At 57.2% G+C, this 16,416-nt stretch carries 13 protein-coding genes; 12 read left to right on the top strand and 1 reads right to left on the bottom strand.

The window, feature by feature from the left end:
- Positions 1-2 precede the first annotated feature (2 nt).
- The 8 genes from uppS (at position 3) to tal (ending at position 11,783) form a co-directional block, all read left to right on the top strand.
- A complete protein-coding gene (gene uppS, locus AAC01S_RS00615; protein ID WP_067617134.1) occupies positions 3-767 on the top strand; it encodes an undecaprenyl pyrophosphate synthase in 765 nt (254 codons plus the stop codon).
- An 8-nt stretch (positions 768-775) separates the two neighbouring features.
- Positions 776-1,573, top strand: coding sequence for a phosphatidate cytidylyltransferase (locus AAC01S_RS00610; protein WP_067617132.1), 798 nt, complete (start codon positions 776-778; stop codon positions 1,571-1,573).
- 38 nt (positions 1,574-1,611) lie between these two features.
- Positions 1,612-2,766 carry a 1-deoxy-D-xylulose-5-phosphate reductoisomerase gene (locus AAC01S_RS00605; RefSeq protein ID WP_067617129.1) on the top strand — a complete coding sequence of 385 codons (1,155 nt, stop codon included), beginning with the start codon at positions 1,612-1,614 and terminating at the stop codon, positions 2,764-2,766.
- Positions 2,767-2,773: 7 nt separating this feature from the next.
- The gene (locus AAC01S_RS00600; protein WP_067617127.1) at positions 2,774-4,042 is read left to right on the top strand and encodes a M50 family metallopeptidase; all 1,269 of its coding nucleotides are present in this window, start codon (positions 2,774-2,776) and stop codon (positions 4,040-4,042) included.
- Positions 4,043-4,124: 82 nt separating this feature from the next.
- Positions 4,125-8,498, top strand: a complete 4,374-nt coding sequence (locus AAC01S_RS00595; RefSeq protein ID WP_245629987.1) for a PolC-type DNA polymerase III — start codon at positions 4,125-4,127, stop codon at positions 8,496-8,498.
- 49 nt (positions 8,499-8,547) lie between these two features.
- A complete protein-coding gene (locus AAC01S_RS00590; RefSeq protein ID WP_067617125.1) occupies positions 8,548-9,459 on the top strand; it encodes a prephenate dehydratase in 912 nt (303 codons plus the stop codon).
- 455 nt (positions 9,460-9,914) lie between these two features.
- Entirely contained in the window at positions 9,915-10,070 is a 156-nt protein-coding gene (locus AAC01S_RS19110) for a hypothetical protein (RefSeq protein ID WP_157070984.1), read from the top strand.
- 624 nt (positions 10,071-10,694) lie between these two features.
- Entirely contained in the window at positions 10,695-11,783 is a 1,089-nt protein-coding gene (tal, locus tag AAC01S_RS00580; protein WP_067617118.1) for a transaldolase, read from the top strand.
- A gap of 223 nt (positions 11,784-12,006) precedes the next feature.
- On the opposite strand, the gene typA is transcribed toward tal, so the two are convergent.
- The gene (gene typA, locus AAC01S_RS00575) at positions 12,007-13,842 is read right to left on the bottom strand and encodes a translational GTPase TypA (protein WP_067617115.1); all 1,836 of its coding nucleotides are present in this window, start codon (positions 13,840-13,842) and stop codon (positions 12,007-12,009) included.
- Between the two features lie 233 nt (positions 13,843-14,075).
- Here typA and rimP point away from each other — a divergent pair, with 233 nt between their 5' ends.
- The 4 genes from rimP (at position 14,076) to AAC01S_RS00555 (ending at position 16,404) form a co-directional block, all read left to right on the top strand.
- The gene (gene rimP, locus AAC01S_RS00570) at positions 14,076-14,549 is read left to right on the top strand and encodes a ribosome maturation factor RimP (RefSeq protein WP_067617111.1); all 474 of its coding nucleotides are present in this window, start codon (positions 14,076-14,078) and stop codon (positions 14,547-14,549) included.
- A 65-nt stretch (positions 14,550-14,614) separates the two neighbouring features.
- Positions 14,615-15,739 carry a transcription termination factor NusA gene (nusA, locus tag AAC01S_RS00565; protein WP_067617108.1) on the top strand — a complete coding sequence of 375 codons (1,125 nt, stop codon included), beginning with the start codon at positions 14,615-14,617 and terminating at the stop codon, positions 15,737-15,739.
- Between the two features lie 33 nt (positions 15,740-15,772).
- The gene (gene rnpM, locus AAC01S_RS00560) at positions 15,773-16,051 is read left to right on the top strand and encodes an RNase P modulator RnpM (RefSeq protein WP_067617105.1); all 279 of its coding nucleotides are present in this window, start codon (positions 15,773-15,775) and stop codon (positions 16,049-16,051) included.
- Positions 16,048-16,404: a L7Ae/L30e/S12e/Gadd45 family ribosomal protein gene (locus AAC01S_RS00555; RefSeq protein ID WP_245629986.1), complete on the top strand. Its 357-nt coding sequence runs from the start codon at positions 16,048-16,050 to the stop codon at positions 16,402-16,404. Before rnpM ends, AAC01S_RS00555 begins: the two co-directional genes overlap by 4 nt.
- Positions 16,405-16,416: the final 12 nt, after the last annotated feature.

Here is a 16,416-nt window from a genome sequence, read left to right as displayed (position 1 = left end):
ACTTGTTTAAGAGTTTTGGGCGTGGACAGAGAGTGAGTGCGACAACAGTCGAGCATCCAGCGCTCAAGGTGAAACCTCGACACATCGGCATCATAATGGATGGAAATGGTCGTTGGGCTCGTAAGCGAGGATTGCCCCGAGTTGCCGGACATCACGCAGGAATGACAGCGATGCGTGAGACCATCCGGGCGTGTGACGACTTCGGGATCGAATGCGTTACCCTATATGCGTTTTCTACCGAAAACTGGAAAAGGCCAATTTCGGAAGTTGAGTATTTGATGCGATTGCCTGAGCAGTTCTTTCGCAATGAGATTGAAGAGTTGGTCAGTCGCGGGGTGAGGGTAAGGTTCCTCGGCGACACCTCACAGTTGCCTCCGTATACACAGGAGACCGTGCGAAATTCTCTGCTGCGCACGGAAGGCAATACAGGCATGACTGTCAACTTTGCGTTGAATTATGGCGGACGCAATGAATTAATGTGTGCCATCGAACGGTACGCCAGGGAGATTGCCGATGGCAAGGCGTCTGTTGGGGACCTGACGGAGGCCGATTTTGATCGGTATTTGGATACGGCGGGCCTTCCCGCGCTCGACTTGGTCATTCGGACGAGCGGCGAGATTCGCCTCAGCAATTTTCTCATTTGGCAGGCTGCATATGCGGAGCTCTGGTTTACAGATGTTCTTTGGCCTGATTTCTCCAGAGATGATTTGTTTCAAGCTATTTCTGACTACGGAAGGCGGAAGCGTCGTTTCGGGGCTGTAGAGTAGGTGTGTAGATGCTGAAACAACGGGTGATCACGGCCGTCTTGGCGGGGATCGTCGTATTAATTGTTCTCTTGTTTGGAGAGGAGATTGGCTGGCGCTGGTTGGTGTGGTTATGCACAGTAGCTGGCGTCGCCGAATTTTCGACGATGTTTGGCGCCCGTTGGTTGAGCATTTCCACCATCTTGTCTGCGCTTGTGGTGACGTTGATCGAATGGTTTCCCGTCACGTTCAACCACCCAATTTACCTGTACCTTGTAGTCGCGATTGTCCTCGTCTCTCCCGTCCTCACACGCGATCCTGGCGGACTTCGTACGACGTCGGTGCTTGCCTTCGGGGCCCTGTACATCGCTGCCGGCGGTCTTTCTCTGACGTCGCTGCGAGCCTTGCCCGTCGGCTGGTTCTGGATGTGGCTGTTTCTGATCGCGGTGTGGATGTCTGACACAGCGGCGTACTTTGTCGGCAAGGCCATGCGCGGGCCGAAGCTGCTTCCTGAGATTAGTCCTGGCAAGACGGTGAGCGGTATGCTGGGCGGGATCGTGGGAGGCGCCGTGGGGGCTGTGGTGTTCGGATGGATCGCGCACCCTGTGTACAATGGATGGATGTTCGCGGCAGTCGGTGCCATTATTTCGTTAGCGGAGCAATTGGGCGATCTCGTCGAGAGCGCGTACAAACGGGTGGCTGGCGTGAAGGATTCAGGGCGCATGCTGCCGGGGCACGGCGGCATTCTGGATCGGATCGACGGGCTGATTTTTGCCGCGCCCATCGCGTTTTGGTTGATCGATCACGGCATTCGTGGTTGGTTTGGTTGACGCCTTGTCGGACCATTTTTTGAGAAGGTGGGCTTCGCATGACAACGGTAAGTATCTTGGGCAGTACCGGTGCCATCGGCACGCGGACGATCGACGTGCTCCAGGCGTTGGGCGGTTCGTACCAGGTTGCGGCGATGGTCGCTGGACGGAATGTCGATTTGCTGGTTGAGCAAATTCGCAAGGTCCGTCCAAAGTTGGTCGGCGTGGCCGACGAGGAAACGCGCAAGTCGCTGCTGGATCGCCTGGAAGCCAAGGAACGCCCGGAAATCGTCGTTGGCGACGATGGCCTCGTGGAGTGCGCGGCTTTTCCGTCCGACATTGTCGTAAACGCGGTGGTTGGCGCGAGAGGTATCTTGCCCGCACTGGCGGCAGTTCGCCGGGGGGCTCGTTTGGCCTTGGCCAATAAGGAGTGCCTCGTCGCAGCAGGGAAGTTCATCAAAGATGCCGCAGCGTTGGCGGAAGCCGAGATCATTCCGGTAGACAGCGAACATTGCGCACTCTTTCAGTGCATGTTGGCTGGGTCTCGGGATGAGGTGCATCAATGGATCCTCACCGCTTCGGGAGGGCCGTTTCGGACGTATTCGAAGGCCGACCTGGAAGCGGTCACGGTCGAACAGGCCTTGCGGCATCCAAACTGGAGCATGGGCAAAAAGATCACGGTCGACAGCGCGACGCTGATGAACAAGGGTCTTGAGGTCATCGAGGCGCATCATTTGTTCGACGCGCCATATGATAAAATAAGTGTACTTGTACATCCGGAAAGCATCGTCCATTCCATGGTGGAATACGTGGATGGATCAGTGCTTGCCCAGTTGGCGACGCACGATATGAAATTGCCGATCCAGTACGCCCTGACCTTCCCAGACCGAGTGACTGCCCCGTGGCCGCGACTAAACCTCGCGGAAATTGGCAGGCTAACGTTTGAAGAACCGGATCTCGACAGGTTCCCAGCCCTGCGTGTCGCAATCGAGTCGGGCAAGAGCGGCGGCTATGCGCCTTGTATCCTGAACGCTGCGAACGAGGTGGCAGTAGAAGCGTTCCTCCGGGGGCAGATCGGGTATCGTCGGATCGCCGCTTTGGTCGAGAGCGTCATCTCGGATTTAGCTGGTGGAGAACCGAAGTCGGTTGAAGACATCCTCGACATGGACAGGCGTGCTCGAGCAGAGGCAGAACTCTTACTGACAAAGGGCTGATGACGGATTGCCGATCCTGTTGCACCTCGAATTTTACTTAAAAGCTGCCATAGCGATCATTCTCGTGTTTGGCGTGTGCATCACGCTCCACGAGCTGGGTCACTTCTATGTCGCAAAACGGAGTGGTGTCGCAGTACCGGTTTTCGCCATCGGTTTCGGCCCCAAGTTGTTCAAATTTCGACGAGGCGGCACCGAGTACTCGCTTCGACTGCTGCCCATCGGTGGGTTCGTGCAAATGGCTGGCGAAGCGCCGCAGGAGACGTGGTTTCCTGTCGGACAGCCCATCGCGTATGAACTGAACGACGATGAGGAAATCGTCAAACTGGGCGATCCGAAGGATTTGCCCCGCGCTTTGGTGGGTACGGTTCGACGCGCGGATCTGACGGAAAAATTGGAAATGACGATTCAGACTTCTGACGGGATTCGCACCTTCCGTGTGCGCCCTCACGCGAATCTCATGCTGAACGCGCGGATGTCCATGCCGATTGTCGAGAAGCACGAACAAGTGGTGGGCAAACCACTGTGGCAGCGCGCGGCGATTATTTTGGCAGGTCCGGTCATGAACCTGCTGCTTGCAGGATTTCTGTTCGCTGCCGTGAATACGTACACCGGCGTTCCGACGACAACTATCGGCAAGGTGGAGCCGAATACACCCGCGTACCGGGTTGGCTTGCAAGTCGGGGATCGGATCGTCGAGGTCGACAACCATCCTGTTCATTCTTGGAATCAGCTGGTGTCGTTGGTCGTGGCGAGCGGCTATCAGCAGCATCAGGTGAAACCGATTCACATCGTGACCGAGCGCAATGGTTCGCAGCAGGACTTGGTGATTACGCCAGAACTGGTGAAGGGCACGCCGGTGATCGGCATTGAAACCGCCATTTCGCACAACCCCGTTCGCACACTGTTTTCTGGATTTGCGGCGCTGGGACAGGACATCGTGCTGACCGTGCACGGATATGTCAGTTTGTTCGTTCACCATCAGTTCCAATCGCTGTCTGGGCCGGTGGGCATCGCGGATGTGATCACGCAGCAGGTGCGCTTCGGGTTTTGGAATGTCGTCGCGGTGGCCGGCGCGTTGAGCCTGGGTTTGGGTCTCTTCAATTTGCTCCCGATCCCGGCGTTGGACGGCGGGCGTCTGCTGTTTATGATCATTGAGCTGATTCGCGGGCGACGGGTCGATCCAGAGAAGGAGACACTCGTTCACTTTGTCGGCTTCGCCCTTGTGATGCTGTTCGCTGTCGTGATCACGTATCGAGATGTCACGAAGTTGTTTTGACCCGCCGCGGTTTTCTTCAGACAGCGTTGGGTGAGTTTGGGATTTTCGCAGGTACATGCATGGCAGCAGGAGGTGGGCGCGAATGTCCGCGATGATCGAGGCAGAGGCAGTCAACAGCTTCGCTTCACGTGTGCGAGAAGTTCGCGTCAACGCGAGCAAACGTCGGGCGATTGTCTGTATGGAAAGCCCGTTTATGGATATGGACGAAAGATTGGGAGAGGGCGATGTCGTTTCCCGATCGCGTCAATTCACCGAGTTCTATCAAGATTACCGCCAGTTGATGGAGGCGTGCGAAAGCCGTCTCTCCGCCTGTGGCACGTGGTCCATCGAAGTTCCATCCGTACATCCTTCCCATCTTTCCGCGGCGGCGCGCGAGGCCGTTGTACAGGGACTCGTCGACGCCTACGGGCAGATTGAACCGATTGCAGGCAACTTGCTGCGGCAGGCCAACGTGATTTGCGGCGAGGACATGCAGGTTCGAATTCAGTGCCCGTCTACCGCCATTGTGGACAAGCTGAAACAAAAAGGCGTCTGCGCGTGGCTTCAGGAAGCCGCTGCCGCCTTCGGATTGACCATGCAGTGCGTCGTGGAGCTGTCGAGCGACGGCGAATCGCAGATGGAAGCTTTGCGATCCCAGCTTGAGGCGGAGCAAGGTGCGCATGTGCAGCAGATTCTCGAAGAGGAGCAGAAGCGGGCGGCTGCGGCGAAGGAAGCTCCACCGGAGCCCAAGCCGGGTGGCTGGGGCGGTCGGGAAGGCAGGGAGCGGTCGCGCGAGAAAGAGTCTGGCGAACCGCTGACGCTCGGGCCGATGTACCCGGAGCCTGCGCCCATCCCCATCCGGGAGATTGTCGACGAAATGCGTCGCGCCTGCGTGATTGGACGCGTCTTTCGGCATGAGCGGCGAACGCTGCCGAGCGGCAGGACGCTGGTGCAGTTCAATTTGACGGACGACACGGATTCCATCTCCGCGAAGTTGTTCGCCCAGCACGATCACGAATTGGCTTCGCTGGAAGCCTTGGAGGACGGGGTGTGGGTTCGCGTCCAGGGACAAGTCCAGTTCGACACGTATGCCAAGGAAATTGTCTTTATGGTCCAGGGCATGCGGCCGGAAACGGGCCCGTCGCGGATGGACGAGGCGGAGGAAAAGCGCATCGAATTGCACGCGCATACGGTGATGTCGGCGATGGACGGCGTCGTCAGCGCGTCGGATCTGGTGAAGCGTGCCGCGAAGTGGGGGCACCCTGCCATTGCCATTACCGATCACGGCGGTGTGCAGTCGTTTCCAGAAGCGTATTCCACCGCCAAGAAGCAGGGCATCCGCCTATTGTTGGGCCTTGAGGCCTACGTCGTCGACGACGGCGGCCTGATTGTCTACCGCGAGCGGCAGCAACCGTTGACGAACGAGGCGACCTACGTCGTCTTTGACACAGAGACCACGGGCCTCAACGCTCGTGAGGACACCTTGATTGAAATCGCCGCGGTCAAGGTTCGCGGCGGGGAAATCGTCGACACGTACGCCAAGTTGATCGATCCCGAACGCCTGTTGTCACAAAAGATATCGGAGTTGACCGGGATCACCAACGATATGGTGGCAGGGCAGCCGACGCTCGATGCGGTGTTGCCGGAGTTCCGCAAGTTCGTCGAGGGAACCATTCTCGTCGCTCACAACGCCGAATTCGACGTTGGTTTCCTCAATCAATGCGCGGTGCGCTTAGGCATGGACCCGTGGACGGAGCCGGTGATCGACACGCTCGCACTGGCGCGGGCGCTCTATCCGGGCGAGAAAAATTACCGACTTAAAACATTGACACAAAAGTTTGGTGTGGAATTGGTCAACCACCACCGCGCGCTCGCGGACTCGGAGGCCACGGCCAAAGTCTTTTTGAAGATGCTCGAAACCTGCGAAGAACGCGGGCTGACAGATCTCGGTTCGCTCAACCAACTGATTGGACAAGTGGATATCGGCCGCGTGCGTCCATTCCACGCGACCATTCTCGTCCGCAATCGCGACGGCCTGCGGAATCTCTACAGGCTCGTCTCCATCGCGAATACGCAGTATTTGCACCGCGTGCCGAGGCTGCCGAAGAGTGTGCTGGCCAAGTATCGGGAAGGTTTGCTCATCGGCACCGCGTGCCGCCAGGGCGAATTGTTCGAGTCGTTCATCCGCGGCAAGTCGGAAGATGAGATCGAGGCGCTGTGCGAGTTTTACGACTATCTCGAACTGCAGCCGCCGAGCCACTACGAGCCCTTGATTCGGGACGAGATCATGCCGTCCTTGGAGCATGTGCGCCATTTGCAGCGGCAAATTGTGGATCTCGGCAAGCGCTTGAACAAGCCGGTCGTGGCGACAGGAGACGTCCACTACTTGGACGAGAACGACAAGATTTATCGTGAGATCTTCCTGCAGTCGCAAAAGCTCGACACGCATCAGCCGCCGATGCACCTGCGGACGACGGCGGAGATGCTGCAGGAGTTCGCGTTCCTCGGAGAGGAGGACGCGAAGGCCATCGTGATCGACAATCCGAGGGCGGTCGCGGAACTCTGCGAAGACGTCAAGCCGATCCCGGACGAACTGCACACGCCCGTCATCGAAGGCGCGGAGGAAGAGATTCGATCCATGTCGTACGCGAAGGCGACGGCGATTTATGGCACGCCCTTGCCGGACATCGTCGAGAAGCGGTTGGAGAAGGAACTGAACTCCATCATTTCGAACGGATTCTCTGTGATCTATCTGATTGCGCACAAGCTTGTGACGAAGTCGCTGTCCGACGGCTATTTGGTAGGCAGCCGTGGTTCGGTCGGTTCGTCGCTCGTGGCGACCATGACGGACATCACCGAGGTGAACCCGCTGCCGCCGCACTACGTCTGCCCGAGCTGTAAACACAGCGAGTTTTTCCTGAATGGCGAATATGGTTCGGGCTTCGATTTGCCTGAGAAGAATTGTCCGAGCTGCGGCGAGCGTATGCATAAAGACGGCCAAGACATTCCCTTTGAGACGTTCCTCGGCTTCGACGGCGACAAGGTGCCGGATATCGACCTAAACTTCTCTGGCGAGTACCAGCCGCGGGCTCACCGCTATACGGAAGAATTGTTCGGCAAAGATTACGTGTTCCGAGCAGGGACCATTTCGGTGGTCGCGGAGAAGACCGCCTATGGCTACGTGCGCAAGTACGCGGAGGAAAAGGGGTTGATTCTGCGCAACGCCGAGATCGACCGATTGGTCCAGGGATGCACTGGCGTCAAGCGGACGACGGGACAGCACCCGGGCGGACAGGTCGTCGTGCCGAACAACGTGTCGATTTACGATTTCACACCGATTCAGTTCCCGGCTGACGACAAGGATTCGGAGACGTTCACGACGCACTTCGACTACCACTCTGGTCTCGAGAACTGTTTGCTGAAGCTCGATATCCTCGGCCACGACGATCCCACCGTGATCCGGATGCTGCAGGACTTGACTGGCGTCGACCCGAAGTCCATTCCGCTCGACGATCCGCAAGTGCTCGCTCTGTTTCGCGGGACGGAGCCGCTCGGTGTGTCGCCGGAGGATATCCGATCCGTCACGGGCACGTATGCGATCCCCGAATTCGGCACGCGATTTGTTCGTCAGATGCTCGAAGACACGCGGCCGACGACGTTCTCGGAACTGGTTCGCATTTCCGGTCTGTCGCACGGCACCGACGTCTGGTTGAACAACGCGCAATCGATCATTCGGGAAGGTATCGCCACGCTGTCCGAAGTCATCTGCGCCCGCGACGATATTATGATCTACCTGATTCAGAAGGGGCTCGATCCTGCGCGCGCCTTCAAGATTATGGAGGGTATCCGTAAGGGCAAAGGCGTCAAGGAAGAAGACGAAGCCTACATGAAGGAGCACAATGTCCCGGACTGGTATATCGAGTCGGGCAAAAAGATCAAATACATGTTTCCGAAGGCGCACGCCGCCGCTTACGTCTTGATGGCGGTCCGTATCGCGTGGTTCAAGGTGTACCATCCGCTCGCGTTTTACGCGACGTACTTCACGGTCCGCGCGGACGATTTCGACGTCGCCGTGATGACCAAGGGCCGTGACGCGATTCTCGCGAAGATCGACGAGATCGAAGCGAAAGGCAACGCCGCGCTGCCCAAGGAAAAGAGCTTCGTCACCGTGCTGGAAGTCGCGCTCGAGATGGTATCGCGCGGATTCAAGTTTTTACCGGTCGATCTCTATCGTTCACACGCGACCAAATTCCTGTTGGACGAAGAACAGCAAGCTTTGATCCCGCCGTTTGTCGCCATCTCCGGCGTCGGTGAAACGGCCGCGAAAAATCTGTACGAGGCCGCTCAGCAAGGAGAGTTTCTGTCCTTGGAGGATTTGCAGGAACGCGGCCGCGCTTCGAAAACGATCGTCGATATTCTGGTCGATCTCGGTTGCGTGGACGGATTGCCGGAAACCAACCAATTGTCCCTGTTCTAGCCGAGATGGGCTGATTTGTCGAGCGGAATCTGGTGAAGGAGGGTACCTGATGAACATCTATTATCTGGGTCCCGAAGGAACGCACAGCCACGAGGCGGCGGCGGCTGTGAACGCGCATTTTCTGGGGGGGGAGGCGTCGGTCGTCGCGCGTCCCACGTTCCCCGCGGTGTTGGAGGCGTGTTTCGCAGATGCGATCGATGACGCGTTCGCGTGTGTTCCGATTGAGAACAGTATCCAAGGTTCCGTGTGGCAGGTGTGGGACGGCCTGACGCGATATGCAGAAGCCGTTTCTTCCGAAGAGCGTGCGTCCGCCTGCCAGATGCTTGCCGCCATCAACGTGCCCATTCACCAGTACGCCGTGTATCCGCCGAACACGGAATTCGGGGCGGTTCGTGAGGTTTTGTCGCATCCGCAGGCCTTGGCCCAGTGTGATCGATCCGTGAAGAAACTGTTCCCCAACGCGGTACCTGTTGCCGTGAGCAGCACGGCCGACGCGATACGTCAAGTGGCGGAAAGGCGTTTGGAAGGGGTCGTCGGCATCGGGAGCCGGCGCGCCGCCGAACAGTATGGACTCGATTACTACCGCGATCCGATTGAGGACCATCCTGGCAACGTCACGAGATTCGCGTTGATTGGCAAAGCGTCCTTCCCGTTGGCGCAACCTGTCAACTTGGCCAAAACCGATGAGACCGCATCGCTGTGCCTGCGCGGCGTACCGCATCGACCAGGCGGCCTGGTCACCGCCTTGCAGACGTTCGCGGACGCGAGGCTGAATCTGACGAGGCTCGAGTCGCGGCCCGTCGGCGACCAAATCGGGAACTACGTGTACTACGTCGATGTGTCGATCGCGGGTCTCCCACACAGCGGAGAGGCTGAACTCGAAGCCGTGATCGGTCAATTGGCCGATCACGGCACGCGAACGACTCGATTGGGTACCTATCCGGTCTATCGAGCCGAGTGACCTTCGGGCATTCTTCGCGATTTCTTTTGCCCTCTTTACGGAAACGTATCCGTTTATTTGGAATTGAATGATAATTTGGTGTCGACTTCAAAACGTCGAATATTTTGGAGGACGCCAGATGGATAAGCGGATACGTTCACTTGCCCCCCTCACGCTCGCGGGTTTGTTGGCCATTGCGCCGATGACCGCCTGGCCGATCAGACGACCAGCGGTGCGTCGGACAGCACGACGAGCAGCACCTCAACTTCTCTGCCCTTGCTCACTGCGGACCCATCCACGGACACCTTGATGTCGGAGCCTGACGACGGGAAACAGCCTTATCTTGACACCATTGACAGCGCAACGAAATCCATCGACGTCGAAATGTATCTCCTGACTGATACGGACGTTCTCAATGCACTCATCGCTGCCGCCACGGCCAACTCGCTTGACGACAATCGCGAAGTCGGCGCCGTTTGGGACACCCGTACTTTGCTTCATCGATGGAGGCTTCGTTCAAACAGGCTGAGAAGAACGCGATCTGGATGAGGACCGCGCCGCCGACGCCTGTTTCCGCAACGCTGCTCGATCTCGCCAACAATCCCGCCAAGTACATGAGCGATTTGCTGTAAGGTGGAAAGTGGATCTGGCAAGGCCGAGATCGTCGTCAACGGCAAAGTCGTGAGGCGTGTCCACAGCCGCCAGGCAATCGATCCCACAACGGGCTAATCGACCGCCTATCTGCCGATTTGGAACGGAACGACCTGGACGATCACGGCGAACTGACTCCCCACTGCGGTACCCGGCCGGCCTGGGGGCGGTTGCTGCGGTGACTCCGGCGGCTCGAGGCGAATAAGCTGCCGAGGACCGCTTAAGTTTGTCGAATCGGCGCGATCGCGACGAATAAGCTGCCGGGGGCCGCTTAAGTGCCTCAAGTCCCGCCGATCCGGCTCCGATCTGGCAAATAAGCGGTCGAGGGCCGCTAAAATGGCAGGCATGGGCGGATTTCCGACGAATAAGCGGCTGTGGGCCGCTTATTCGCCCAGCGCCCACCCAGCACCCACCCAGCACCCACCCAGCACCCACCCAGCCGCGTGGCACGGTCCAATCATCTGGCCATATGGAACTTGCGTTATGTAGAAAATCGGTTTGACGGACAAACTACCCCAAAAGACGTGAGCAAGGTGTATAATATCATGTTGGAAGGCGTTCGTTCCTGCCTGTAGGTGTTATAGATCGAAAAGGAGTGGTCGGAGTTGAAACCATTAGAGAAACTGCATTCACTCGGGCAAAGTATTTGGTATGACAACGTAGAGCGTGGACTCATCGAATCTGGTGAAATGAAAAAGCTGATCGACAACGGTGTTCGCGGCGTTACGTCGAACCCGACGATCTTCGAAAAGGCAATCGTTGGAAGCAACAACTATGATGCCGCAATTCGCGAGGCGGCCAGCCAAGGAAAAGATGTGGACGCGCTTTATGATTATCTTGTGTTCCACGACATTCAGGCTGTCGCGGACTTGTTGAAACCTGTTTACGATTCGTCGAAGGGCGTCGACGGCTATGTAAGCCTCGAAGTGTCGCCGAAACTGTCGGACGACGCGGAGGGCACGGTTCGCGAGGGGCTTCGTCTGAAGGAGGCTTTGCAAAGGGACAACCTGATGGTGAAAGTTCCTGCGACTGAAGCGGGTATTCAAGCGATCCGCCAGTTGATCGCGAAGGGTGTCAACGTCAACGTCACGTTGATTTTCGGTCAAAAGCAATACGCTTCCGTGTTGGATGCCTACTTGTCCGGTCTGGAAGACCGCCTGGCACAGGGCTTGCCGTTGAATGTGCATTCTGTCGCGAGTTTCTTTGTCAGCCGCGTCGACGGTTTGGTCGACAAAAAGCTGGCGAATGTCAGCGGTGGAGAAGCGCTGCAGGGCAAAGCGGCTGTGGCCAACGCGAAACTGGCATACAGCCATTTCGTCGAAGTGACCCAGTCTGATCGCTGGAAGAAGCTCGCCGCTGCTGGCGCGCACGTGCAACGTCCGCTGTGGGCGTCGACGAGCACGAAGAATCCGAGTTACCCGAATCTGCTCTACGTGGACACACTGGTTGGGCCGGACACGGTCAACACGGTTCCGCCTGTGACGCTTGAGCACATTTTGGCGAAAGAGGACTACGAACGCACAGTCGATGTGAATGTCGACGAGGCTGTCGCGCAGATCAACGCGATTGAAGCGAAGGGAATCCTGCTTGAGGATGTCGCAGCACAGCTGCTGTCCGAAGGACTGGAGAGCTTCGCGAAGTCGTTCGATTCGCTGATGGACGCGTTGGCGAAGGGATTGCAAGCCGCGAAGTAATCGAAAGCGCGGCTTTGTTCGAGTGCGCCGCTTCGAGGCAGCCGTGCGCTGCGAAGATTGCATCGTATCTACAAAGAATCGTGCCACGAATGCCGTGGCACGATTCTTTGCGTTGAACGGGAATTGAACCGTTCATGTTCGGCTGTGTCCAACTGTTTTCGAATTGTCGCCAGCTTGACGATCCGGCCCGAGTACCCGTGCCAAGCGGCTTGGCGGCTTCAGGTCAGACTTCCTGACGCGTCCGCTTCTGGGCCTTCTCGCGTTCGTTCTTCGAGAGGATGCGCTTGCGAAGGCGGATTGCCTGCGGCGTCACTTCGCACAGTTCGTCGTCCTCGATGTATGTCATGGATTCTTCCAACGACATCGATCTCGCGGCCTTCAAGCGAACGGTTTCGTCCTTGGTCGCGGAGCGAACGTTCGATTGGTGTTTCGCGCGGGTGACGTTGACGGTCAAGTCGTTTTCGCGTGTGTGCTCGCCGACGATCATGCCTTCGTAGACCGGGGTGCCTGGCGTGACGAACATCACGCCTCGATCCTCGAGATTGCCGAGCGCATAGGCTGTCGCGTCACCCGTATCCATCGATACCAGGACGCCTTGCCGCCTCGTCGTGACAGCGCCGCGCCATGGACCGTATTCGTAGAACCTGTGGTGCATCGTCCCATACCCTTTGGTCATCGTGAGGAACTCGGTCCGAAAGCCAATCAAGCCGCGTGTCGGAACGTGAAAGACCAGACGCGTCATGTCGCCAGTGTCGGCGGGCTGCAGACTCACCATCTCACCTTTGCGATAGCCGAGCGCTTCGATGATGGATCCGACCGCGTCAGATGGAACGTCCGCGACGAATTCCTCGATTGGCTCCATGCGCTGCCCGTCGATTTCCTTGACGATCACGTGAGGTTTCGAGACGGCGAGTTCGTATCCTTCGCGGCGCATCGTTTCGATGAGGATGGACAAATGCAGTTCGCCGCGGCTCGCCACGAGGAAGACATCGGCGTCTTCCGTCTCCTCCACGCGCAGCGACACATCCGACTCGAGCTCCTGGAACAGCCGCTCGCGCAGTTTTCTCGACGTCACGTGCGTGCCTTCGCGTCCAGCGAATGGACTGTCGTTGACGCGGAAGGTCATTTCCAGCGTCGGTTCGTCGATCCTCAGCAGCGGCAAGGCTTCTGGATGCGCGACATCGGCGACCGTTTCGCCGACCATGATCTCAGGGATACCTGCGACCGCCACGATATCGCCAGCCGCGGCCTCTTCGACTTCAATGCGGCGGAGACCCTGGTGCGCGAACAGTTTTTGAATCCGCTTCTGCAGCACAGTGCCGTCGCGTTGGATCAGCGCGACGGTCTCGCCTTGGCGCAATACGCCTCGCGCGATTCGGCCAATGCCGATCCGGCCCAAGTACTCGTTGTAGTCGAGCATGGTCACCTGCCACTGCAGCGGTCCGTCGACATCGACCGGCGGGGATGGAATGTGATCGATGATCGATTCAAACAATGGTTCCATCGTTTCTCCGGGCACGTCGAGATCGACCGTAGCGGTGCCTTGAATCGCAGACGTGTAGACGACTGGAAAATCCAGTTGATCTTCGTTTGCGCCGAGATCGATGAACAGATCCAGCACTTCGTCGACGACCTCTTGCGGTCTGGCGTTGGGCCGATCCATCTTGTTGACGACGACGACCGGCACGAGACCAGCGCCGAGCGCTTTCTCAAGGACGAACCGAGTCTGAGGCATCACGCCTTCAAACGCGTCGACCACGAGCAGGACGCCATCGACCATTTTGACAATCCGCTCGACTTCGCCGCTGAAATCGGCGTGGCCCGGTGTGTCGACCAAATTGATGCGATACTCTTTATAAGGAATGGATGTGGTTTTCGCAAGAATCGTAATGCCCCGTTCACGCTCGAGGTCGTTCGAATCCAGCGCGCGTTCGTGTACTTGCTCATTGTCGCGGAAAAGACCGGACTGTCGCAGCAACTGGTCGACCAAACTCGTCTTGCCGTGGTCGACGTGTGCGACGATCGCCACGTTCCGCATCCGTGTAACATCGGTATGCATAAATTCCTCCTAGCTCTGTCTTTGCGCTAAACACGATAGCACGAAGGGCTTGGAATTACAACGTAAATGGTTTGCAGGGTATGGTCGACAGTGGTATAATACCCATGTTAGGCTTCGTATACCGTGTACGGACAAGAGTGGGGCATACCCACTCTTTGATTTATGCTAGGCACTTTTCGACGTGCGAACAGCGGTGGCACCAGGATGAATCCCAACTTTGGGGAGGATGGCATTTGGCAAAGGAACGTGTGACGGACATCGTAGAGCGATTGGTAACTCCTATTGTAGAAAAGGAGCACGTGGAACTCGTCGACGTGGAATTTAAGAAGGAAGGCGCAAATTGGTATCTCCGTGTCTTCATCGACAAACCAGGCGGCGTGGATATCGACGATTGCAGTCGTGTCAGCGAGCAGCTCTCCGACCAACTGGACATTGTCGATCCAATACCCGATGCGTATTTTCTCGAAGTGTCCTCGCCAGGCGCCGAACGCCCGTTGAAAAAACCAAGCGACTTCGAAAAAGCCGTGGGCGAAAACGTGTACGTCTCACTCTACGAACCAATCGATGGTGTGAAAGCGTACGAAGGAACGCTCATCAGTTACAGCGAAGAACAACTGGTATTGGAAGTTCGTGTCAAGACCAGGACAAAGTCGGTCGTGATTCCGACCGACAAAGTGGCATTGGCACGATTGGCCATACAATTGTAATCCTATCGTCCGTGCGTGTCGAAAGCGGTGCCGGATCACCACTTAAAAGGGGGAGGTTCCCTTCCATGAACGTTGATTTTCTTGACGCACTCGAGCAGCTTGCTCGCGAAAAGGGTATCGATAAAGAGATCTTGTTGGAAGCCATTGAAGCGGCATTGATTTCTGGATACAAGCGCAATTTCCATTCGGCGGGCAATGTTCGTGTTGACATCCACCGGGATACCGGCGAAGTTCGGGTGTTTGCGCGCAAAACGGTCGTCGAAGAACCGGAGGACACGCGACTCGAGATCTCGCTCGATGCTGCGAGGGACATCAATCCCAGCTATCAGGTGGGAGATGTCGTCGAGATCGAAGTGACGCCGAGGGATTTTGGCCGTATCGCGGCGCAAACCGCGAAGCAAGTGGTGACGCAGCGCATCCGTGAAGCTGAGCGTTCTGTCATCTATGGCAAGTTTGTCGACAGAGAAGAGGAAGTCGTCACTGGGCTGGTCAACCGGGTGGAATCTCGGGTTGCGTATATCGATGTTGGGGATACCGAGGCGATTCTGCCGCAGTCTGAACAGATGCCAACTGATCAACTCCGCATGGGGGATCGCATCAAGGTGTTCATCTCCCGCGTCGAACGGACCACGAAAGGGCCTCAAATCGTCGTATCACGCAGCCATCCTGGACTCCTAAAACGTCTTTTTGAACTTGAGGTTCCGGAGATTTTTGATGGAATTGTGGAAATTAAGGCGGTGTCCCGTGAAGCGGGTTTTCGGTCGAAGATCGCGGTTCATTCGAGAAATCCGGAAGTCGATCCGATTGGCGCTTGCGTCGGCACGCGGGGATCGCGCGTGCAGGCTGTGGTGAACGAACTCAACGGGGAGAAAGTCGATATCGTCGAGTGGAGTGAAGATCCCGCTGAATTCGTCGCCAACGCCTTGTCGCCTGCCAAGGTTGTGGAAGTGCAGATCGACGAAGAGGAAAAGGTGGCCAGGACCATCGTGCCGGATTACCAGCTTTCGCTCGCCATCGGCAAGGAAGGGCAGAATGCGCGTCTGGCGGCTCGACTGACCGGATGGAAGATCGATATCAAGAGTGAGTCGCAGGTCTCGAAAGGCGATTTGTTCCAGGAACTCGACGAGGCGGACGTGGAAGACGAGGGCGGATTTGGGACGTTGTCGGACGACTGGTTGACCGAGCCGTAAAGCGAACGGCGTTCATAGAGGGGAGGGCTTACGATGAATAAAGTGCGGAAAATCCCGCTTCGCAAGTGCGTCGGCTGTCAGGAGATGAAGCCGAAGCGTGAACTGATACGCGTCGTGCACACACCTGACGGCGACGTGCTCATCGATCCGACGGGGAAACAGAACGGCCGGGGCGCTTACCTGTGCCCGGACGAAACTTGTCTGCAAACGGCGCAAAAGAAGAAGTCTTTGGAGCGCGCTTTGAAGATGTCTATCCCCTCCTCTGTGTACGAAACGCTGACGGTGCAGCTTCAAGGGGCGATGAATCATTGAACACGACGGATAACGTCGTTGAGATATATCAATTGATAGGTCTGGCGAGGCGGGCCAGGCAGGTGGTCGACGGACAGGACAGAATCATCTCCGCCATCACACGAGGAGATGCCAAGCTCGTGATCGTCACGACGGATGCCGGAGCGAACGGTCGCAAGAAATTGTTCGACAAGTCGTCGTTTTATGGGGTTCCCGTTGTCAACTTTGGGACAAAGCTGGCCTTGGGAAACTCTATCGGCCGACGAGAAGCGGCGGCGGTTGCGGTTCTTGAGGAAGGGTTTGCGACAAAGTTACAGTCACGAATTGGGGAAACCCGCGGAGGTGGAGCGTTTGACGAAGATTCGAGTCTATGAGTACGCCAAGAA

The organism is Alicyclobacillus acidiphilus NBRC 100859 (assembly GCF_001544355.1).
Lineage (GTDB): Bacteria > Bacillota > Bacilli > Alicyclobacillales > Alicyclobacillaceae > Alicyclobacillus > Alicyclobacillus acidiphilus.
Note: the sequence above shows the minus strand (reverse complement) of the source record. Positions and strands in the feature narration are given on the sequence as shown.